Origin of the sequence: Aliihoeflea sp. 2WW (genome assembly GCF_000497755.1) — a bacterium.
Lineage (GTDB): Bacteria > Pseudomonadota > Alphaproteobacteria > Rhizobiales > Rhizobiaceae > Aliihoeflea.
Genome location: NZ_AYOD01000029.1, coordinates 15,447 through 37,131 on the forward strand (window position 1 = coordinate 15,447; position 21,685 = coordinate 37,131).

Here is a 21,685-nt window from a genome sequence, read left to right on the forward strand (position 1 = left end):
GTCAGCCGTCGATCTCGGCGATGGTCTGCCCGGCCATGATCGCATCGGAATCCTCGAGCAGGAAGCGGATCGCCTTGCCGGCGGCCTCGGCCTTCACCTCGTGAAAGCTCTTCATCACCTCGATCAGTCCGACCACGTCGCCGGCGGCGATGTCGTCGCCATCCGACTTGAAGGCGGGGCTGTCGGGCGACGGCTTGCGGTAGAACGTGCCCGGCATCGGTGCCTTGATCTCCAGCTTGCTCATGGAATGTCCTTGCTATCGGTTGAGGAGTTGGGAAAGCGGCACGATCTTGATGCCGGCCTCGGTCAGCCGCGAACGCATGGTGCGGGCGATGTCCGCCGACCCCGGCGTGTCGGAATGAAAACAGATGGTCTCGAAAGCGATGTCGACCTCGTTGCCGGTGACCGTCGTCACCTTGCCTGTCTGGCAGGCCTTCACGACCTTGGCCGCGATCGCCTCGGGGTCGAGCCGGCCGACGCGGCGGGTGAAGACGATCGCGCCGTCGTCGCCATAGTCGCGGTCGGCGAAAAATTCGCGCGCGACCGGATGGCCGGCCTGGCGGGCAAGCTCATAGGTGCGCGACATGCCCATGCAGAAGATCGGCGTGTCGGGCTCGACCTTGCGCATATAGGCGATGAAGGCGTCGGAGAGTTCGTCGTTGCCGGCAAGCTCCATGTAGAGCGCGCCGTGCGGCTTGACGTGCTGGAGCCGGACGCCATGGCGCTTGGCGAATTCCTTGAGCGCGCCGACCTGGTAGATGATGTCGTTGACGAGTTCGGCCGCGCTGCCATCGATGCGCCGGCGCCCGAAGCCCTGCAGGTCGCGATAGCCCGGATGTGCGCCGACGCCGACGCCATGCTCGGCAGCGAGCCGAACGGTGCGATCGATGAGATTGGGGTCGCCCGCATGGAAGCCGGCGGCGATGTTTGCCGAGCTGATGAGGCCCATCAGGACGTCGTCGGACGTGTCGCCAAGCTGCCAAGGCCCGTAGCCCTCGCCCATGTCGCAATTGATGTCGACCGCCGACAGCGCCATTCCGGCTCTCCCGTTGCGCCGCGCGCCCGTTCCGGGTCTGGCGGCTGTTCCACGACCAAACGCTATCGCCTGATTCCATGCTTGGGAATTTCTATTTTCCGAAGCGTCATCTTCAATTATTCAGATACCTCCCTTCACCGAACGGATGCCACATGTCGTTCAGCCTTCGCCAAATCCGCTATTTCGTCGCGACCGCCGAACTCGGCCAGATTTCGCAGGCGGCGATCGCGCTCTCGATCTCGCAATCGGCCGTGACGACCGCGATCCGCGACCTCGAGCGCCATGTCGGGCTCGACCTCTTCAACCGCACGCCGCTCGGCATGGATCTGACGGCGGCGGGGCGGGAATTCCTGTTCCACGCCTACGAAATCCTGCGCAAGGTGCAGGAGGCCAGCAACCTCAATCTGCCGTCGAACGCGGTCGAGGGGAAGCTGACGGTGGCGGCGACCTATACGGTGATGGGCTACTTCCTGCCGCACCACATCCAGCGGCTGAAACGCTCCTATCCGGGCCTCGACATCCATCTTTTCGAGCTCAACCGCGAGGCGATCGAAGAGGGGCTGACCGACCGGCGTTACGACATCGCGCTCGCGCTGACCTCGAACATCACCAACCCGTCAATCGCCACCGAAACTATGATGAGTTCGCCACGCCGGCTGTGGCTGTCCTCGCGTCACCGCTTCCTGTCGCGCGCCGATGTCGGCCTAAAGGAGGTGGCGGAGGAGGCCTACATCATGCTGACGGTGGACGAGGCCGCGCAGACGGCGATGAAATACTGGAGCCAGTCGCTCTATCGCCCGCGCGTGACGCTGCGGACATCGTCGGTCGAGGCGGTGCGCTCGATGGTGGCCGGCGGAGAAGGCGTCGCGATCCTCTCCGACATGGTCTACCGGCCCTGGTCGCTGGAAGGCGAGCGGCTGGAGACGATGGTGCTCTCCGACCCGATGCCGCCGATGAAAGTCGGCCTCGCCTGGCACCGGGACGCGACCTTTTCCGATCCGATGCGCGCCCTGCGCACCTACTTCCAGCAGGCGTTCAACCGGCCGATCACGCCAGCGCGCTAAAGCCCTTCGACGATCGACGCAATCGAATGACGCGCGGCTTTTGCCCTTTCGCATTGCGCGGCGGCGCGGCATTGTACCGGAGGTGGTAAAAGGGGTTCGGCCTGGTTGGGGGATATGGGCTTCACGGTTTTTCCAGCCATCTGCATGCGGCGGCCATGCCTCGGCGCGACGGCGAGCGCGTGATGAACGGCATCGCCCGGCTCTTGAGAAGCAACGACCTCGTCGCGCGCGTCGTGCGCGGAGCAGGCTGGACCGCCTCCGGCTTTGCCGTCGCGCAGGTGCTGCGGCTCGCCTCGAACCTCGTTCTGACGCGGCTGCTATTCCCAGAAGCCTTCGGCCTGATGGCTCTCGTGAGCGTCTTCATCGCCGGGCTGGCGATGTTCTCGGATGTCGGGCTCGGGCCCTCGATCCTGCAGAACAAGCGCGGCGACGACGAGGATTTCCTCAACACCGCCTGGACGATCCAGGTCGTGCGCGGGGTGTGTATGTGGCTGGGGACCTGCATCCTCGCCCTGCCGCTCGCGCGCTTTTACGGCGAACCGGCGCTGGCGCAGCTCCTGCCCGTCGCCGGGCTAGCCCTCGTCATTTCCGGCTTCAACCCGACCCGCCTGATCACGGCCAACCGTCACCTGCTCTTAGGCCGCATCACGGCGATCGAGCTTCTCAACCAGGTCATCGCGCTCGTCATCATGGTCGCGCTCACCTGGTACATGCGCTCCGTATGGGCGCTCGTCATCGGCGGTGTGATCGCGGCCGGAACGTTCCTGATCTTCGCCCATCTTCTCCTGCCCGGAAAGACGAACCGCCTGCGCTGGGAGCGGGAGTCCGTTCACGAACTGGTCCATTTCGGAAAATGGATCTTCTTTAGCACCGCACTCGGCTTCCTGGTCCTCCAGGGCGACAAGCTCATATTGGGCAAGTATCTCTCGATCGAACGCCTCGGCATCTACAATATCGGCTATTTCCTGGCGAGCTTCCCGCTTCTCCTGGGAGGCGCGGTCATCGCGCGCATTCTCATCCCGCTTTATCGCGAACGCCCACCACAGGCATCGCCCGAAAACTTCACCCGGTTACGCTGGATGCGCTTCACCCTGACGGCGGGCGTGTTGGCAATGCTGGCGGTGATGGCGTTCAGCGGCGCGGTGCTCGTCGATCTGCTCTACGATCCGCGCTATGCGGCGGCCGGCGGCATCGTCGTCATCATCGCCTGCATCCAAATCGTCCAGCTCGTCGGGCTGACCTACGACCAGTCCGCGCTGGCAGCGGGAGACTCGCGCAGCTATTTCGCCGTCTTCGTCGTGCGCGCGGCGCTGCAGATCGGCGGGCTGATGATCGGCTTCGAACAGGCCGGCCTGATCGGAGCGCTGGCCGGCCAGGCACTCGCCGCCTTCGCCACGCATTTCGCGATCGTCTGGCTGGCGCGCCGGCACGGCGCCTGGGACCCGCTGCACGATGCCGTTTTCGCCGGCATCGGGCTTGCCTTCGCCGCGTCGGCGTTGTGGGTCAACCAGGATGCGATCGCGACCCTTTGGTCATGGCGCGGATCGTAAGGCGCGCTCAGTCGCCGCTGATGGAGGTCGGCTCCGTGCGAGCGATCTCGGGCATCATCTGACCGATGTCGGCCTTCGCCTCCGCGAGCAACTGGAGATGCCGGCCGAGCGTCGTCAGGCGGCGCTCGCACGCGATGATGGTCGCGGACAGTTCGGCAAGTCGTTCCTCGCGCTCGACGCTGACCGTCGTTCCGGCCGCATCGGAGGCGAAGCCTGCGGAGATGCAGGCTTCACGATACCGCACGGCAAGGCCGCTGCGCTCCGCCGTCACCTCGGCGGCGATCTCGTCGACGAAACGGATCAGCCTTTCGCTTCTCGATCGGTCCGTCTCTGCATCGCGCAAGGGCGAGCGCATGCGGAACGACAAAATGGAAAGCCGACGATGGAACATTACCCCCCCAAACCCCATCGAAACACGCCTGCCGGACAGGCCTGTCGACGGGCCACCAGCATGAACTCGGCACCATGCTAGCCGAAGTCGCGGCACCGATCTCTAGTCAAGATTACCTACTTCAAGCGATGCTTGGCGCACTCTATGGTGATCCCTCATGCTTATATTTTGACGAGCATGATTTCGGGCAGAACATCGTCGGCATCAAGACTCGGTCGCACCAAGTCTCCGGCGAGAATTACGGGGTAAATCGGGGCGCGGTCGATGCCGAATGCTTTCGCGTTCATGATGCTTGGAGTATGGCCGCTCGTCGTCATCGCGATGTTCCGCCGGATGCCGCTGGAGCGCGCGCTGATCTGGTCCGTTCTGGGCGGCTACCTGATCCTTCCGCCAGCCGTCGTCATCGACCTGCCTGCCCTGCCCGCTCTCGACAAGCACACGATCCCGTCGCTTGCGGCCGCCATGTGCCTGACCGTGATGGGGCGGCGGGTGCGGATTCTTCCGGCCACGATGCTCGGCAAAATCCTGGTTCTCATGATCCTGTTCAGCCCGATCGGGACGGTGCTGACCAATCGGGAGCCGGTGCTCTTCACGGTCGGCGGGCTGCCGGGCCTGACGCCATGGGACATCGTTTCGAGCGGCGCCTACCAGTTCATGATGCTGCTTCCCTTCCTGCTCGCACGGGACGTCCTTGCCGGACCCGCCGCGCAAAGGGAGATCGTCCGGGCGCTCCTGATCGGCGGGCTGATCTACTCGATACCGATGCTCTACGAAGTTCGGATGAGCCCGCAGCTCAACGTGAAGATCTATGGTTTCTTCCAGCACGGCTTCGACCAGACCTTCAGGTTCGGCGGATTCCGTCCCATCGTCTTCCTGCAGCACGGCCTGTGGGTCGCATTCTTCGCCGTGACCGCGCTGGCAGCGGCCGTTGCCGCCTTGCGGGCGGCCGATCCGCAGAACAGGATGCGCTATCTCTTCGCGACCATCTATCTCGCCATCGTGCTGATTTTCTGCCGCAGCCTCGGACCGCTCGTGCTGGCCGTCGCAATCGTGCCGCTGGTTTTCCTGGCGAGCCGGCGCACCCAATTGCGCGTGGCCGCCCTCCTGGCCGTTCTCGTGATCGCCTACCCGGTTCTGCGGGGTGCCAATCTCGTGCCTGTGGAAGCGATGCTGGAACAGGCGGCTCGCGTCGACGAACAAAGAATGCAGTCGCTGCAGTTCCGTTTCGACAACGAGGAAGCGCTTCTGGAGCGCGCGAAGGAGAAGCCCTATTTCGGCTGGGGTGCCTGGAACCGCAACATGATCCACGACGACGCGACGGGCTTCCCCGTGTCCATTTCCGACGGTCTATGGATCATCGTCATCGGCATCGGCGGCTGGTTCGCGTTCATCGCCCAGTTCGGGCTGCTCGCATCGCCGCTGCTCATGCTGAGGCGCAAGGTGCGTTCCCTGCCGGACATCACGGAAACACCCTATCTTGGTGCGCTTGCGTTGATGCTCGCCTTCAACATGATCGATCTCATACCAAACGCCACCCTGACGCCTCTGACCTGGCTGCTGACGGGCGCGCTGCTGGGCTATGCCGAGAAACTGGCGCGTGTGCCCGCGCGCCAGATCACGCGCCAGCCGCAGATGGCCTCGCGGCCGGCATAGTGCCGACGCGCCTTCAGGCAAAGCCGTGATCGATCAGGACCGCGCCGCCGCGAGGGAAGTGCGAATGACGCCCGCCAGTTGTGCCGCGGTCACGCGATAGTCGAACTTTCTGCAGGCAGTCTGCCGCGCCGCACGAGCCAGACGCTCGCGCTCGAGCGGATCGGTGGCGAGTATCCGCGCGGCCCTTTCCAGCCCATCGACATCCTGTTGTGCGACGAGCAGTCCGTCCTTACCGTCCTCGATCATGTCGGCCGTGCCGCCGATGCGAGAACAGATCACCGGCAGCCCACACGCCATGGCCTCCATGACCGCGACCGGCGCCGCCTCGCCATAGCCGAAACTGCTCAGCACCAGAAAGTCGGATTCGCCAAGAAGCGCAAGGACGCGTTCTTCAGAGATTGCACCCAGCAACGTCACGCGATCGCCGAGGTTCAAGCGGCGAACGACCTCCTCTATCGAGGCGCGATACGATCCTTCGCCGGCAATCGTATAGCGCAGATCGATGCCGTCCGCGACAAGGCGCGCCATGGCTTCGAGGAAATACTCATGGCCCTTGGCCCGATTGAGGCGCGCCACGCTGACGGCACGGATCGCTGCATCCGGCACGGTGGTCTTCGACTCCAGAGGCCGAAATCGATCGATGTCGACGCCCATCGTTATGACGGGCACGTCGCCGCGGCTGACCGTTGCCAGTTGCGTCGCGAGAGGTCTTGTGACGCAACTGGCGAATGCGGCGCGCTCAAGCTTGCGAGCATGGTCGGTCCCGTAAACCGACAAGTCTCCGTGCAGGGTCGCACTGTAAGCCGAGCCCCCGAGGATTTTGGCTATTGCCGCGATGTGGAGCGCATTCGCAAAGGAATGGACGTGGACATGGGAGATGCCTTCGCTACGACAGAACTCGACAAGGTCCGCAGCCGAGGGGATCAACGCAATCGTGCGAAGCCGCTCGCGCGGCGAAGCCTCGGCGAGACTGAGCACGTAGCGAAGCGCTTCGAGGGTTCGCCGCGGCTGGGACAGCAATCGGCCAAGCGCGGCTCCCCACCTGGGTGGAAAGAGGTATCGCGTCTCACTGATTGCCGCAGCCGCAAAGGAATGCGGCGAGCCATGCTTGGGCCGCCGTGTCGAGATCAGGCGCACATCGAGGCCATCAGCGCGCAATCCCTGCACTTCGCGCCAAAAGAAGGCGTGCGTCTGGGAGGGAAATTCCGGCACGAAATAGCCGAGCCTGAGGTCGCGTCTCGCCTTTCCCGCCAATGTCGACCAGCGTGCTTGTACGAGATCGTCCATCGCCAACCCAATGATCGAACCCCGCTGAAAACCGGCGGGCAGGACGTTATTCCAGCCTGCCCCGCCACCGGACGCAATATACAATAAGTGTTAGTTGCGGCGGCGAAGTTTTTGTGTCCGTCTTACTGGGTTTTCACGCGGGAAATTAGACCCAAGACCATGTCATCGCGTCTCAAGCTGCTCGTCATTGCTGAAGCGGCCAATCCGGAATGGGTGAGCGTGCCGCTCGTGGGATGGTCCCTCTGCAAGGCGCTTCGCCAGGTTGCCGATGTCCACATCGTCACGCAGGTCAGGAACCGCGACGCTTTTCTGCGGGCAGGTCTTCTCGAAAACGTCGATTTCACGGCCATCGATTCCGAAGCCGTCGCCCGCCCGCTCTGGAAGATCGGCAGTCTGCTGCGGATGGGCGAGGGAAAGGGCTGGACGACGCTGCAGGCCTTCGCGGCATTGTCCTATCCCTATTTCGAGCACCTGGTCTGGCAATCTTTCGGCAAGGACATCAAAGCCGGCAGATATGATGTCGTGCATCGGGTGACGCCGTTGAGCCCGACGATTCCCAGCCCCCTCGCCCGGCGCTGCGCCCGAGCCGGTACGCCGTTCGTTCTGGGCCCGCTCAACGGTGGCGTGCCGTGGCCGAAGGGCTTCGACAGCGAGCGCCGACGCGAGCGCGAAGTGCTCTCCTACGTCCGCAGCCTCTACAAGCTGGCGCCCGGACGCAGCAGCACCCTTGCAAATTCCGCCGCCATCATTGTCGGCTCCAGGCATACCGAAAGCGAGATACCGCTCCGGTTCCGGGAAAAGTGCATCTACCTGCCGGAAAACGCGATCGACACGAACTGGGCGTCCTCGCCAAAGCCCCCTCTCTCGGTGCCGTTGCGAGGCTGTTTCATCGGAAGGATGGTGCCCTACAAGGGCCCCGATATCCTTCTCGAAGCTGCCATGCCGCTGCTCCTGGCCGGGCGTCTTCGCCTGGACATGATCGGCGACGGTCCGTTGCTGAGCGGGTTGAAAAACTTGGTCATTCGCAATGGAGCATCGGATGCGGTGACATTTCACGGCTGGATGGCGCACGCCGATGTGCGGACGGTTGCCTCGCAATGTACGCTGTTCGCATTCCCGTCGATCCGTGAATTCGGCGGCGGCGCGGTCATGGAAGCGATGGCGCTGGGGCTTGCGCCTCTGATCGTCGACTATGCCGGCCCCGGCGAAATCGTCACCGACGAAACCGGCATCAAGGTGCCCATCGGCACCCGAAGGGAAATCGTCGAGCGGTTTCGATCCGAACTCGAACGTCTGGCGGAAAATCCCGATCTGGCTTCGACCATCGGGCTGAACGCGCGGGATCGGGTCCGAAGCCATTTCACCTGGGACCGAAAGGCCCGCCAGATTCTGCAAGTCTACGACTGGGTGCTCGGACGATCCACCAAACCGGACGATCTGTTGCCCGCCATGCAGCACGCGACGGACTGAGCGGCGGGCAACGCCTATTCGGCGGCGATCGGCTGGTGGATCTGTGACCGGTCTTTCGAAAGTTCCGCACGCATACGGTCTGCGAGCACGCGCACGCACGGTTCGAGAACCATCGAATCGTGGTCGCCCGGCACTTCGGTCACCGCCAGATCCGGCACAAGGGGGCTCCAGCCATTATCGTCTCGGATGAGGTTGCGGCCGGACTGCAACCGGCGTCCCCCGCTCAACGTGTAGTATACCGAGGGACGCGGCCGATAAAGAGCCACTGCGCCATCATAGGGGCCGGGCTCATATCTCTGGAGCGCACGATAAAAGGCTGCCTCGATGGAGCCGTTGTGGAAGTCTTGCGACGATGACGCGTGGTCGCCTTGCCCGGCCAATTGCCTTTGCTTGGCGGCCCAGTCGATCTTGTTGCCCACCCACTGTCGCACGAAGCCGAGGCCGTGGCGCCGGATGTCCTGGATCTTCATCGACGCGCGATCGCGCCGCGACAAGGCGGGTTGGGTCGGGAGGGGGGTGTCGAGCATGATGAGGCGCGCGACCTCCTCGCCCTCGGCGACGAGTTGCCCCGCCATCTCGTAGGCCGTTATGCCGCCGCCGGAAAAGCCGGCCAGGAGATAGGGTCCAGACGGTTGCACGGTCCGCATTTCCGCGATGTAGTCGCGGGCCATTTCCTCGAAGGTCTCGTGCGGCTCCGCGCCGCCGAAGAGGCCGCGTGCCTGCAACGCATAGACGGGCCGGTCGCGTCCGACATGCAGCGCGAGCTGGCGCAGGTTGAGGACATTGCCGAACATGCCGGCGCAGATGAAAAGCGGCGTCGCCGATCGCTGCTTGCCATCCACCCGTAGGGCAACGAGATGCGTCGCGCTGGTTGGAGGCGCCGCAGGTATCGGATGCGCCTCTCCGGCCTCCGCCACGCCATGCGTTGCCAGAAGCGCGGCACAGGCCGCGATCGTCGGCGCCTCGAACAGGACCGACATCGGCAGGTCGACGCCGAAGCGGTTGCGGATCATGCGGAACAGGCGCACCGCGATCAGCGAGTGGCCGCCGATGTCGAAGAAGCTGTCATGGATGCCGACGCGCTCGACGCCCAGCAATTCGCGCCAGAACGCTGCGAGCGTCGCTTCGATGTCGTTGCGCGGCGCGACATAGGCTTCGTCGAGTTCGGGGCGATCGAATAGATTCGCCTCGGCTTTCTGCGGCACTGCCGGCTTTGCCGCCCGCTCGCGCAGGAGATCGAGATCGATCGAACTGACGATCGGCTGGACGACTTTGGCAGCCAGCGCGCGAACGAGCGCATCGAACCCCTCGGCCGGTGTGATGCCGGCGCGAACCTGTGCCGCGAGCGGCGTTGCGGCAGCAGGCGCGACGTGTGTGCGCGCCGCCGGCTCGACCTTTTCGGCATGGTCGGCAAAGCCGAGATCGCTGTCGAGCTTCTTGACCACGAAATCGTCGACCTCCAGCACAGCCACACCGTCCGCATCGACGATGGTGATGTCGAAGGCGGCGTAGCCTGCGCCGAGATCGGCACTGTCGGCAAGGCGCACGATGCTGGTGAATTTGCCCGGCAGGGGACGGCGGAGTGTCAGCGCGCCGTAGCTCGCCGGCGCCCAGAGCGTCTCGTCCGGATCGTAATCGGGGACGAGCTCCATCGCACATCCCGTCGCGATGTCGAGGAGGGCGGGATGCGCGATGCTGCCGGCCTCGAGATCATTTCGAAAGCGCGGCGCGAGTTCGATCTGCGCGATGGCCGCATCCGGCCCGAGCGCGAGACGGCGCAGGACGCCCCAGCGCGGCCCGAAGCTGACATGCCCCTCCTGGATTGCCCGAAGCGACGAGCCCTCGGAGGCAACGCGCCTGTCCGTGCATCGCCGCTCGAGTTCCACGATCGATATCGGTCGGCGCGATCCCCGCGGACGCGGATCGTAATGCGCTTCGGCATGCTTGCCGGACGCAAGGACGCTGACCTGAAAACCGTCGCCGGCCGGCCTGAACCCGACCCTCAGCGTGCGCGTCTCGCCGTCCGGCACGATCAGGGGTCGCAGGAAGACCAGATCGGTCAGGTGGCCGGTGGCCGGAAGCCCGTAGGCGACCGCGGCACGAAGGATGATGTCGACATAGGCGGTTCCGGGCAGGATGGGCTGGCCGGACGTCAGCCGGTGCTCGTCGAGCATCCAGTGCGAAGCCGGTGCGATGGACGTTTCGAGCCAGGCGATGCCCGCCTCGTCCTCGACCCAGCGCTCGAAAAACGGATCGTCGGGACGCTGCGCTAGGATCGTTTCGCCGGCGCGCTGGGGCGAGCCGGCGACGGCGCGGGCTGCCATGCCGACTTCGTTCCAGACCCCCCAATGCAGTGCGACTGTGCGCCGGTTGCCGTCGCCCGCGCGCGATTCGGCATAGGCGTTGAGATAGGCGTTGGCGGCGATGTAGTCGACCTGACCGGCCGGCGCCGTATCGGTGCTCGTCGATGAGAAGAGGACGACGAGATCGACCGGCTCGCGCGCCAGAACTTCGTCGAGGACGGCCGTGCCGTAGAGCTTCGGTGCGAGGACGCCGTCGATGCTCTCGCTCGTCTTCGCCTGCATCAGCGCGTCGTCGACGACGCCTGCCGCGTGAAAAACGCCGTCGATGCGCCCGAACCTTTCCCTGGCGTTCCTGATGACCGAAGCCATCGCCTCCGGGTCGGCGACATCCGCCTTGAAATAGGCAACCTGCGCGCCCCGTGTCTCGAGGTCTTCGATGGCATCGATCGCACGCCGGATGCGGTTGTCGCGCGGAAGGACACGCTTCCAGAGCGGCCACTCGGCGCGGGCGGGCAGCTCCGTGCGGCCGACGAGCGCGAGGCGCGCGTGAAGTTCGTCCGCGAGCGAACGGGCAAGGGCAAGCGACAGGTCGGCGAGGCCGCCGGTGAAGAGATAGACGCCGTCCTGCCGCAGGCCCGCCGCGCTCGCCAGAGCCGGCTTCAGCGGCAGCCGGGTCGTGCACTGCGTCCAGCGCCTGTCGCCGCGCCATGCCACCGCTTCGCTCGAAGGTTGGGCGAAAATTTCGTCCCAGAGCTGATCGTCGACGAGGGAGGCGACGGGCGCACGGCGGCGCCATGTCCGGCCTTGCTCGGCCCCTTCGGCGACGGCGAAGTCTACGACGCGAACAGACGAGCCCTCCAGTTCGCGCGGGATCACGAGGGCGGGGCCGAGAATGGTCGCCTTTTCGGGGAATGGAACCGGCTCGTCAGCGACACGCTGGAGCCCGTTTGTCGCGACCGTCAGATGCAGATCGTGTCCTTCGTCGGCATCGGTCATCGCCTGCGCGAGGTGCAGGAGGCTGTAGAAGCCGCATTCCTGATTGCGCTGGAAGAAGCTCGACCCCGGCCGGAACGATCGGCTTTGCGTCAAAAGCCAGAGATGGACGATGCGCCTCGGAAAGTCGCCGCGCTCGCCAAGGGCGCTGACGAGCGCGTCATATCCGGCCCGCCCGTCTTCCGGGCACAGCACGAATTCGTCCCTGCCGCGAACCGCAAACGCATCGCCGAGCGCCACCGTTGCCACCGTGTGGCCGAGCCCCCGCAGCCTCGCTGCCAGCCTCTCGCCATGCCCGGCTTCGTCGAGGAAGACCAGCCATGAGGACGCGTCCTTCGCAGCATCTGGCGAACAGTCCGGAACGGAGCGCTTCCAGTCGCGCCTGTAGCCCCAATCCTCGATGTTCGCGATCTTCTCGAGCGGGAGATCGCGCCGCGTGCTGTCGACGACTTCGCGCGCGGGCTCGATGAAATAACGGCGGCGCTGGAACGGATAGGTCGGCAGGCTCACCCGGCGCGCGCCGGGTCGCGTCACCAGATCGGAAAGGTCCGGGTTCAGCCCGACGGCCCAGCTTCTTCCCAAAGCCGCGAGGAAATGGAGATGGTCGTCGCATTTGTCATCGGGATGCGGCAACGAATTGATGACGCGGTTGGCGTCGATCGTTCCCTGCCCTTTCGCAAGCGACGACATCGTCCGGCCGGGACCGACCTCGACATAGATGCGCCGGTCATCGGCGGCGAGCGTCGACAGCCCTTTGGCGAATTCGACCGTCGCCCGCAGATGGGCGGTCCAGTAGGCAGGGTCGGTCGCGTCCGCAGCGGAAAGCGTCAGTCCGTCGCGGTTCGAAATGATCGGGATGGTAGGCGCACGAAGCGAAATTCCACGGAGATACGCCTCGAACGACGCAAGGATGCCGTCGAGCATCCGCGAATGGGCCGCGATGTCGATCGGCACGCGCGTCGCGTCGATGTTCTGCGCGGCAAGCAGATCGCCGAACCGCTGCAAATCGGCATTGCGACCAGACACGACGCAAAGCTGCGGCGCGTTGACCGAGGCGAGGTCGAGTTCCGGCAAGATGAGATTTCGCACGGTCTCGGCATCGGCCGACACCGACAGCATACCGCCGGGCTCGACCGTGTCGAACAGCCGGCCGCGCAGATGCACGAGCCCGACGGCATCCCGGTAGCTGAGGACGCCGGCGATGCAGGCGGCGGCATTCTCGCCCATCGAATGCCCGATCAGGGCCGACGGGCGAATGCCGCGCTGCATCCACAACCGCGCAAGCGCCACCTCGACGATCAGGATCGCCGGCAACTGGCGCGAGGGAAGCAGGAAACGCTGCCGGGCGTCATCGCGCGCCAGCGACCTTCCAAGCCAGATCTCGCGAATTTCGGCTGCCGCCTCTGCGGGCAGATAGCCAAGCCCCTCGTCCACATGCGCCCGGAAATCCGTATCGCGCTCGTAAAGATCGCGCGCCATGCCTGGATGCTGAGCACCTCCCCCCGGAAACAGAAACACGACTTCTCCCGCACCGTCGACGCGCCTGTGGGTGAAGCCGTGGCTGGCGTCGGACTGCGTCAGGGACTGCACGGCGTCATCGCGGTCGCGCACGGCGACGACGCGGCGATGCTCGAACTGCCGGCGGCCGGCATGAAGCGTGTGAACGGCATCACGAAGCGCCAGTCCCGGCTGCGAGGCGAGAGCTGCGCCGAGCCGCGCGACCATGTCGTCCAGTGCCTTCGGCTGCTTCGCCGACAGCGTGATCAGCATGGCCTTTTCGTCCGCTCGCTCGCCGTGCGGGTCGATCGGCCGATGCGGCGCTTCCTCGAGGATCATGTGCGCGTTGGTGCCCCCGACGCCCAGCGAATTGACCGCCGCACGCCGCGGCCGGCCGGCCATCGGCCAGGGTCGCAGGCTGGAATTGACGAAGAACGGGCTGGCGTCGAACGGGATGGCGGGGTTGGGCGCCTCGAAGCCGAGCGAGGGCGGGATTTCGCCGTGCTTCAGCGAAAGCGCGACCTTGATCAGGCTGACGACGCCGGCCGCCGTGTCGAGATGGCCGATATTGGACTTGACCGAGCCGACCGCGCAAAAACCCCGCCGATCGGTGTTCTGGCGAAAGGCCTGCGTCAGCGCCTCGATCTCGATCGGATCGCCGAGCGCGGTGCCGGTGCCGTGGCACTCGACATAGTCGATCGTCTCGGCGTCGATGCCGGCAAGCCCCTGTGCCTCGATGATGGCTTCGGCCTGGCCGTTGACGCTGGGCGCGAGATACCCGGCCTTGCCGGCGCCGTCATTATTGACGGCCGAGCCCTTGATGACGGCGTGGATGCGGTCGCCATCGGCAATGGCGTCGGCAAGGCGGCGCAGGACGATGACGCCTGCTCCGCTGCCGAAGACCGTGCCGGCAGCGCGATGGTCGAACGGCCGGCAATGCCCGTCCGGCGACAGGATTTCGCCTTCCTGGAAGAGATAGCCGCGCCGATGCGGGAACTCGATGGTGACGCCGCCGGCAAGCGCCATGTCGCACTCGCCCGAAATCAGGCTCTGGCAGGCATAATGCGCGGCGACCAGCGAGGTCGAACAGGCGGTCTGGACGTTGACGCTCGGCCCGCGCAGGTCGAAGGAGAAGGAGACGCGCGTCGCCAGGAAATCCTTGTCGTTGCCGTTGTGGCGCAGCAGGAACATGCCGACCTGCTCGACGAGCTGCCGGTTGCTGCAGACGTTGAAATAGAAATAGCTGCCCATGCCGCAGCCGGCAAAGACGCCGACGGGCCCCGGGATCGTGTCCGGCGTGTGCCCCGCATCCTCCATCGCCTCCCACGCGCACTCCAGAAACTGGCGGTGCTGGGGGTCCATGATCGCCGCTTCCTTCGGACTGAGGCCGAAGAAATCCGCGTCGAACATCTCCATGTCGGCCACGTCCGCAGTCCGGCGCACATAATGCGGATCGTCGACCGGTGCGCCGTCGGCGGCGGCGGACGCGACTTCCTCGGCCGTCAGGTCGCGGACGGATTCGACGCCGTTGCGGATGTTCGACCAGAAGCTCTCGACATCGCCTGCCCCCGGCGCGCGCAGCGACATCCCCACGACGGCAATGTCGTTCGGCGAGATCGCGGCTGGCGGCGAATAGACGTTCATCTGGGCATCCCTACTGGGTCTGCAGGACGCGCCCGGGCGACGACCCGCACTCTCGAAGCAAATTTACCGGTCGTCACAGTTCTTCTTCAATAAATCATTCGGTTATGCTTGGCATGCCGCCGATGCGCACGCCGACTGCTCAACGGCCGCGCCGCTGCGCACCGGCCATGTGCCGCGCCACGCCGTGTCCTGCCGGCCGCATTGGCGGCGAGACCGGAGAGGGAAATCGATCCCTGACGACAACGCCCGTCTGCACGACCCCGCCCATGAGATCGACCAGTTGCGCGGCGCAACGGTCGATGTCGTGGCGTTCGAGCGCGCGCGCCCGCCCCGCCCGGCCCATCTCTGCCAGCCGCTCGGGACGGGTCGTCGCGAACTGTTCGATCGCATCGGTCAGCGAGACCACGTCGCCCGGCGTGACCAGCCATCCATGCGCGCCATCGCGAACGAGTTCGGGAATGCCTGCGATCCGCGTCGCGATCACCGGCCGCGCGGCGGCCATCGCCTCCATCAGAACGACCGGAAGTCCCTCGGCGAAACTGGGAAGGACGAGCGCGTCGGCAGCGTCCAGCGCCCCCCGCACCGCCTTCTCGTCCAGCCATCCGGCAAGCGTGACGTTAGCCTGGAGCCCGGCGCGACGGATGGCCGCCTCGATCTCGCCGCGCATCACCCCGTCGCCGACGATCGTCAGATGAAGATCGGGATGGGTTCTTGCTGCGCGCGCCATGGCCTCGATGAGGAGCAACTGGCCCTTCTGCTCGACCAGTCGACCGACGGTGACGAGCCGACGGGCGCCGACGAGCGGGGCGGGCTTTCGGAACATGGACGGATCGATGCCGCAATGGACGATCGCGATCTTGTTCCAGTCGCCGGAACGGCTCCAACGATAGAGCTGGCTTCGACCGAAGGAGCTGATGGCGACGACGAAGGCCGCCCGTTCGATCTTGTCGCCGAGCGAGAGCGCGTGCGGCATGTCGAACTCTTCCGGGCCATGGACGGTGAAACTGTAGCCGGCACCGCCAAGCGCATTGGCGAGCATGGCGATCGCCGCGGAGTTCGTGCCGAAATGCGCGTGGACATGCTGGATGCGCAAGTCCCGGCAGCGCCGGGCGAGATGGCAGGCTTCGACGAGATAGGCCAGATGACGCCCATACCCGGCCCGCGATCCGCGTGCCAGGCGAACGGTCAGCGCGAGCGCCGACAGCGTCCGGGCGGGCGCGCGGACAAGGGTGGCCAAGGCCGTCGCGGCAAGGCGCCACCAGGGCTGCGCGAGGATGTATTCGGTCTTCTCCCGCTCCTCGACGTCGGCCGGGTCGACGAGCGAACCGTCCACCCGGAGCGCGAAGCGCTTGACGGCCACTCCCGCCCGCTCGACCGCCTGCAACTCGCGGCGGACGAAGGTGGAACTGCCAAGCGGATACGTGTTTACCAGATACGCAATTTTCACAATCTGACCCTATCGGGGGTCGCACCCCTGCCCTCTGATCCGCGGAAGACGACAACCGGCCAATCAGACTTCCGGCCGCAGCGCGTTCAGTTCCGCAATCAAGAATTATGTTTCTGATGAAACAGTGCAGTATACGTGCGCTGATTGCTTCTAGTAAATTCGATCTATATTATTGAAATCTCATGCAACATCGGCTTCAGGCCGACGCCCGACGGGCCATCGCGGCCGGCGGCGAAGGTGCGTCGCCCAGGGCATTGGGGCGACCGGGGAACACCTCGTCTCCATCTTCTTGATGCCCGATGAATTGCCGGCGGCATGAATGGCTAGCGTTACTTCGGTGACGTGCAGCGCGAATTCGGCGGTCAGCCGCGGCGCGTGGTTGCCGGCTATCGCCTCCGCCAGATCGAGGGGACCGAGGCCGAAATTCATGGACGCCGCGCCGAACCTCGGCAGCTTGGGATGCGTCGGTGCGGGGAATCGAAGTCGCTGCGAAATGGGCGAGGTCACCAGCTTGCGGCGGAACGGAAAACGGCGGCGGAACCGCACCGGTCCGGCATTGTCCCAGCAATCGTCGACTTCGAGCACGCCCTTGTCGCCGATGACGACGAGGCCGTGATTGTGGGGGGCGAGAATGGAACAGGTGAGCCGAGCGACCACGCCGGATTCGAAGAAGAGTGTCGCGACGGAGAAATCAGGCGCGGGTCGGTCGACCGCCATCTGGTCGGGCGCCAAACAGGCCGAGACCGCGACAAGGCTTTCGACACTGCCGAACATGGCGATGAGCCAGGTCAGGTAGTAGCCGGCATGCTCGATCGTGCAGCCCACCTCGAACTCGTCCCGGGACGGCCAGGGAATGCCCGACCGGCTCGACCACCTGTCGTAGGGGGCCTGCGAGACGTAGTCGTCGTCGAGTTCGGCATAGACAAGCCGGATGCGGCCCGGCACCGCAGCGCGCACCGCCGCCGCCATGAGCTGCGCGCTCTCTCCCAAGACGCTGCAGGGGGCGGACGCGATCAGGAGGCCCTTCTCCCTGGCGACGTCGCACAGATGTTGGGCCTCGACGAGTTCCAGCGCCAGCGGCTTTTCCGAATAGACATGGACGCCGGCCTCGAGGCACCTGAGGCTGATCTCGAAATGCGCGGACGGGTTGGTGAGGTTGAGGATCAGCCCGCCTGCACCCACGGCGGCGATCAGGGCGTCGACGTCGTCGAGGGCCGCGACGTTCCAGTGTCTTGCGAAACGCGCCCTGCGATCGGGCTCGGCATCGGTCGCGCCGATGATCGCGACCGCAGGAAGAACTGCGAAAGACTGCATGTAGAGATCCGCGACGTAACCCGTTCCGACGATACCGATCTTGACCATCGCGATACCTTCGCGACCATGGTCGCGGATTGATGCCGGATCGCCGAGCGTAATCGAGTTCGCGGATAATCCAGGCTATGAACGTGGCACCGGGGTATCGGACCGGGTTCGAACGTCGTCCCGATGCTCCGGGTGGCGGCTGAACTACATGAGCGTTGCATCATGTTGCAGCGCGCACGCGCATGCCATTAGCTAAATCAATCTAGGATCGCGGCCGGTCAGCCGAGCATATGGCCGCGAATGAACGAGCGGCAGACCCTTCCGACGAGGAAGCCGACATTGATCGCGACCACGAGGCCGAACCATGCGAACAGCGCGGTCGCGGGATCGCGCCAGACATATCCGAGCGCAATGCAGAACAAGGCGATCATGACCCCGAAGGGGATGAGCGCGAACACCGTGAAGCGCGTTCCCAGGGCGACGCCCGCGAGAAAGACGATCAGCGCGGCAAGCACGATCGGGTCTCACCGCGTTGCATGGCCGGTTCGGACATGTTCATCGGAACAACTCCTGCGAATCGGATGCCGGGGCGCATGGTTGCGCATCTTCCCGACAATGTCGCGGAATCGTTTAGAGACTTTTAATCGTCTGCGCGACTCCGGGGTCGTGCAGATCGGGCTGGACGGCGGCCAGCGTGAACGAACCGTAACGGTCCATGTCGTCGGTGACCTTCCTGACGATCCGCTGGCCGACGAAACTCACGCCCTCGCCGAACGCATAGACGAGGCAGCGGTCGGCAACGATGTTCATCGCGCGGGGAACGCCGCCGGCATAGGCGTAGATCAGTTCGGTCGCCGGCCTGGTGAAAAGCCGCGTCCGCCCGCCCGCGACCGTCAGCCTGTGGGCGAAATAGCGCGCGGCATCGTCGGGCGACAGCGGCAGCAGGTGAAAATCCGACGCGATGCGCTGCGCGAACTGACGCATTTCGGGCGCCCGCAACAGGTCGCGAAGCTCCGGCTGGCCGACGACGACCAGTTGAAGCAGCATTCGCTCGACATTCACGTTGGACAGCATCCGCAGTTCTTCGAGCCGCGCCGAGTCGAGATTCTGCGCCTCGTCGATGATGAGCACGCAACGCCGGTCGTTCCTGCGCTGCTCGACGAGGAATTGCTGGAACTCCTGATAGAGCCGCGGATAGGACCGGTCCTCGAACGGCAACCCGAACGCCATCATGATCCAGTCGATCAGCCGGCCGGCATTGCTCGACGTGTTGCTGATGAGCGCCATCGTCACGCCGTCGGGAATGTCGCCGATCAGCTTGCGCACGAGCGACGTCTTGCCCGACCCGATATCCCCAGTGATGACGGTGAAACCGGCATTGTCGATCACGCCATATTCGAGCATCGAATAGGCCATCCGGTGGCGGCTGCCGAGATAGAGAAACTTCGGGTCCGGAAGGATCGAGAACGGTTTCTCCCGGAGACCGAAATGCGCTTCAAACATCGACCGCCATCCTGACCTTGTCACCCGAGCCGCCCATTCCCGGCCGTTTACCAGCACCACCGAGCATGCAGCGAGAACCTACCCTGCCCCAAGCCGGGCGGGGTCGGCAAGCTGGCAGCCCCCCGCATCTCTAGAGACCGTGACGGCGCGCCTTGTTGAGAACGATCTGATGCGGCGTGGCCGTCAGCGACCCGCGACACGCCTCCAGATCGGCAACGGTGGAGGAACCGACACCCAGAACGAGGAGCGCGATGTCGGATCGCGCCGCGATGGCCTGGCTGTCGTCATTGGTCAGGAGCGGCGGCAGGTCGAGGACGACGATTGTCGGCCCGCAATCGTGCCTGACGTCGTCGAGCCATGCCGAAACCAGCGCATGCCGGGCGGCGGTGCAACCCTCACGGATGGCGATATGCGCGAAACTGCCGACATGGACGAGGACGTCATCGACCTCGACCTTGCCGACTTCGATCCCCGAAGCGTCCGATGAATGGACCTCAGGAACACATAGGCCGAGCCGCTCGAATGCAGGCGACATGCCGTCGAGCGTGGCGAGAAGCACCCGCCACTGCCGTTTGCGCGCGATGGCGAAGGCGAGGTTCGCGGCGACCACGGACGTTCCGCAGCCATGCGTCGGCGAGGCGACCGAAATGATGCGCGTGGCATCGGGCGCGACCGGCGCCAGCAAGCCGTTGCGAAGAAGGTCGAAGGCTCGCGTCTGTCGGTCCTTGGGATCGAAGGCGACGACCCGCTGGTTCTTGAGACGCCGCGACGAAAGCTTCACGGCAGGCAGGTCGTTGCCCCGAAACGGATCGACGAACATATCGTCCCTGTGAACGCGGTCGGGATGATGGCCCTCACGCGTCCGGATGTCGCCGAACGAGAGCGTGCGCGCCCTGTTGAGCGCCTCGACTACGCCTTCCATGACTGTCCTCCCGCCATAAGAGCCGGCGCCATCGGGGCCATTGCCTCGACCCCGATCCACGACCAGTCGAGCCCGTCCGGCGGCCATCCGTACCGGGCCAGCAGAAGGCCCCCCGCAGCGAGAAGCGCGACGATGGCGAGCGTGGCGATCACCGTGTTGCGACGACGCTGGGCAGGCGTCTTCCATGTATCGATCATCACCATCGGCACGTCGCCGGCGGCTCCGGCAACGTCGAACGCGCCCCGGACCTTCGGGTCGAACGTGTCGGCGGCATAAAGGCATCCCATGCCGAGCGCCAAAGCGGCACCGATCACCGCGAGCATATACTCCCGCCGTGACGAGCCGGAGGCATAGAGCGGCGCTTCCGGTGCTTCCAGGATCTGGATCTGCTCGTCCTGCTGGTCCGTCTCGAGGCGCTGGCCCAGGCGGGCGACGTTGAGCCGGCCGGACATGTCGTCGAGATTGCGCTGGGCGCTCGCACGCTCGCTTTCCAGCAAGGTGAACTCGGCCTCGACATTGGGCATTTCCGCGACGATCTGGCGGATTTCGCCCAGGCGCGCGGTCAGCTCGGCCTGGCGCTCTTCGAGCAGTGCCATCTGCTGCTCGGCGAACTGGATGCGCCTGGCGATGAGCTGGGCTTCGGGCGAGGCGACCGCGTCGGCATTGGCCGGCTCGTCGATGGCGGCGCCCGCGGCAATGTCGTTTTTCAGAGCCGCGACACGCGACTTCAGCGACCTGATCTCGTGATGCTCGGGAGACAGGACCGACGAGCGCGCGACGAGCGTCGCCTGCAGCGTGCGCAACTCGCTGTGCTGCTCGCGCAGCGGCGTGTTCTCGCTCGACGCCGCGAGCGCAAGCTCGACCCGCAGGAGTTCGAGCGCCGATTGCGCTTCCGCAAGCGATTGGGTGACTTCGGCAAGTTCGCTTTGACCCTCGCGTATATCGCCAAGATGCAGGCTCAGTCGCGACGGCAGGGCGTTTTCGTGGTTACGGACGAAATCGGCCAGACGCGCATCGAACTCGCTGACCCGAGACTTCAGCGTAGCAACCTCGCGTTCCAGGAAGGCGGTCGCTTCGGTCGCCCGCGACATCCGCGCCCTGCGGTTCTCCTCGGTGATCATCGCGGCGATCTCGGCCGCCATATCGGCGGCGAGATCGGGAGCCGTGGCATTGACGCCGATGCCGAAGACCGAACTTGCCGCATATTGCTCGGAGGCCTCCGACGCCCGCATGGTGATGACGATCTGGCTGCGGACCAGTTTCGCGAGCTGGGTTTTCGAAATCTCGCCGGCCAGCGCTGGAAACAGGTCGAACCTGTCCACCAGCTTCAGGAGGTTCTCGCGTGCCAGCACACGTTGCTCGATGAACTGAAGCCGCTCGTTCGCAACGGTCGACTGGACGAGACTCGAGGGGATGGCCTGCGACCCGACGACGATCACCGCTTCGGAGTAGTAGGTCTTCGGCATGTTGACGACGTAGGTCACGCCGATCGCGAGCACGACCAATGCCGGCATCAGCCAGATCAGCGGCCGGCGCAGTGCGAGGTCGAGATAGTAGTGGATGAGTCGAAAATCGCTGCCCATGTTGATCCCCTGCTCACGTTCAGCGAACGCGCGCCCTTCC

Annotated in this window: 15 protein-coding genes; 4 read left to right on the top strand and 11 right to left on the bottom strand. The window is 65.1% G+C overall.

From position 1 onward, the window contains the following. Window position 1 precedes the first annotated feature (1 nt). Together ALII_RS0113435 and ALII_RS0113440 are read right to left on the bottom strand one after the other, a co-directional pair. Complete coding sequence (locus ALII_RS0113435; RefSeq protein ID WP_024587826.1) at window positions 2–244, bottom strand: acetyl-CoA carboxylase; 243 nt, start codon at window positions 242–244, stop codon at window positions 2–4. A 12-nt stretch (window positions 245–256) separates the two neighbouring features. After that, on the bottom strand, window positions 257–1,036 hold the full coding sequence (locus ALII_RS0113440; RefSeq protein ID WP_024587827.1) for a 5-oxoprolinase subunit PxpA: 780 nt from the start codon (window positions 1,034–1,036) through the stop codon (window positions 257–259). 152 nt (window positions 1,037–1,188) lie between these two features. Here ALII_RS0113440 and ALII_RS0113445 point away from each other — a divergent pair, with 152 nt between their 5' ends. Both ALII_RS0113445 and ALII_RS0113450 read left to right on the top strand, forming a co-directional pair. Continuing rightward, a complete protein-coding gene (locus tag ALII_RS0113445) occupies window positions 1,189–2,100 on the top strand; it encodes a LysR family transcriptional regulator (protein ID WP_024587828.1) in 912 nt (303 codons plus the stop codon). A gap of 182 nt (window positions 2,101–2,282) precedes the next feature. Beyond that, window positions 2,283–3,650, top strand: coding sequence for an oligosaccharide flippase family protein (locus ALII_RS0113450; protein ID WP_024587829.1), 1,368 nt, complete (start codon window positions 2,283–2,285; stop codon window positions 3,648–3,650). A gap of 7 nt (window positions 3,651–3,657) precedes the next feature. Here the strand turns inward: ALII_RS0113450 and ALII_RS0113455 are convergent, their stop codons facing one another. Next, a complete protein-coding gene (locus ALII_RS0113455) occupies window positions 3,658–4,041 on the bottom strand; it encodes a hypothetical protein (RefSeq protein WP_024587830.1) in 384 nt (127 codons plus the stop codon). 264 nt (window positions 4,042–4,305) lie between these two features. Between ALII_RS0113455 and ALII_RS0113460 the strand changes: the two genes are divergently transcribed. Further along, window positions 4,306–5,694, top strand: a complete 1,389-nt coding sequence (locus ALII_RS0113460; RefSeq protein WP_024587831.1) for a membrane protein — start codon at window positions 4,306–4,308, stop codon at window positions 5,692–5,694. Window positions 5,695–5,727: 33 nt separating this feature from the next. Here ALII_RS0113460 and ALII_RS22990 read toward each other — a convergent pair whose 3' ends face one another. Continuing rightward, on the bottom strand, window positions 5,728–6,348 hold the full coding sequence (locus ALII_RS22990; protein WP_210163445.1) for a glycosyltransferase family 4 protein: 621 nt from the start codon (window positions 6,346–6,348) through the stop codon (window positions 5,728–5,730). An 846-nt stretch (window positions 6,349–7,194) separates the two neighbouring features. Here ALII_RS22990 and ALII_RS0113470 point away from each other — a divergent pair. Then, window positions 7,195–8,451 (top strand): glycosyltransferase family 4 protein, encoded by a 1,257-nt coding sequence (locus tag ALII_RS0113470; protein ID WP_210163446.1) that lies wholly within the window; start codon window positions 7,195–7,197, stop codon window positions 8,449–8,451. Window positions 8,452–8,465: 14 nt separating this feature from the next. On the opposite strand, the gene ALII_RS0113475 is transcribed toward ALII_RS0113470, so the two are convergent. The 7 genes from ALII_RS0113475 to ALII_RS0113505 all read right to left on the bottom strand — a co-directional run bounded on the left by ALII_RS0113475 (window position 8,466) and on the right by ALII_RS0113505 (window position 21,645). Next, on the bottom strand, window positions 8,466–14,888 hold the full coding sequence (locus tag ALII_RS0113475) for a type I polyketide synthase (RefSeq protein WP_024587834.1): 6,423 nt from the start codon (window positions 14,886–14,888) through the stop codon (window positions 8,466–8,468). A 139-nt stretch (window positions 14,889–15,027) separates the two neighbouring features. Continuing rightward, window positions 15,028–16,335: a glycosyltransferase family 4 protein gene (locus ALII_RS0113480; RefSeq protein ID WP_024587835.1), complete on the bottom strand. Its 1,308-nt coding sequence runs from the start codon at window positions 16,333–16,335 to the stop codon at window positions 15,028–15,030. Between the two features lie 180 nt (window positions 16,336–16,515). Next, window positions 16,516–17,697: a Gfo/Idh/MocA family oxidoreductase gene (locus ALII_RS0113485; protein ID WP_024587836.1), complete on the bottom strand. Its 1,182-nt coding sequence runs from the start codon at window positions 17,695–17,697 to the stop codon at window positions 16,516–16,518. A gap of 218 nt (window positions 17,698–17,915) precedes the next feature. Beyond that, window positions 17,916–18,152 (bottom strand): hypothetical protein, encoded by a 237-nt coding sequence (locus tag ALII_RS0113490; RefSeq protein ID WP_024587837.1) that lies wholly within the window; start codon window positions 18,150–18,152, stop codon window positions 17,916–17,918. A 115-nt stretch (window positions 18,153–18,267) separates the two neighbouring features. Next, entirely contained in the window at window positions 18,268–19,140 is an 873-nt protein-coding gene (locus ALII_RS0113495; protein WP_024587838.1) for an AAA family ATPase, read from the bottom strand. Window positions 19,141–19,270: 130 nt separating this feature from the next. Beyond that, window positions 19,271–20,062, bottom strand: coding sequence for a hypothetical protein (locus ALII_RS0113500; protein WP_024587839.1), 792 nt, complete (start codon window positions 20,060–20,062; stop codon window positions 19,271–19,273). Further along, entirely contained in the window at window positions 20,050–21,645 is a 1,596-nt protein-coding gene (locus ALII_RS0113505) for a hypothetical protein (RefSeq protein WP_024587840.1), read from the bottom strand. Before ALII_RS0113505 ends, ALII_RS0113500 begins: the two co-directional genes overlap by 13 nt. Between the last annotated feature and the right edge of the window lie 40 nt (window positions 21,646–21,685).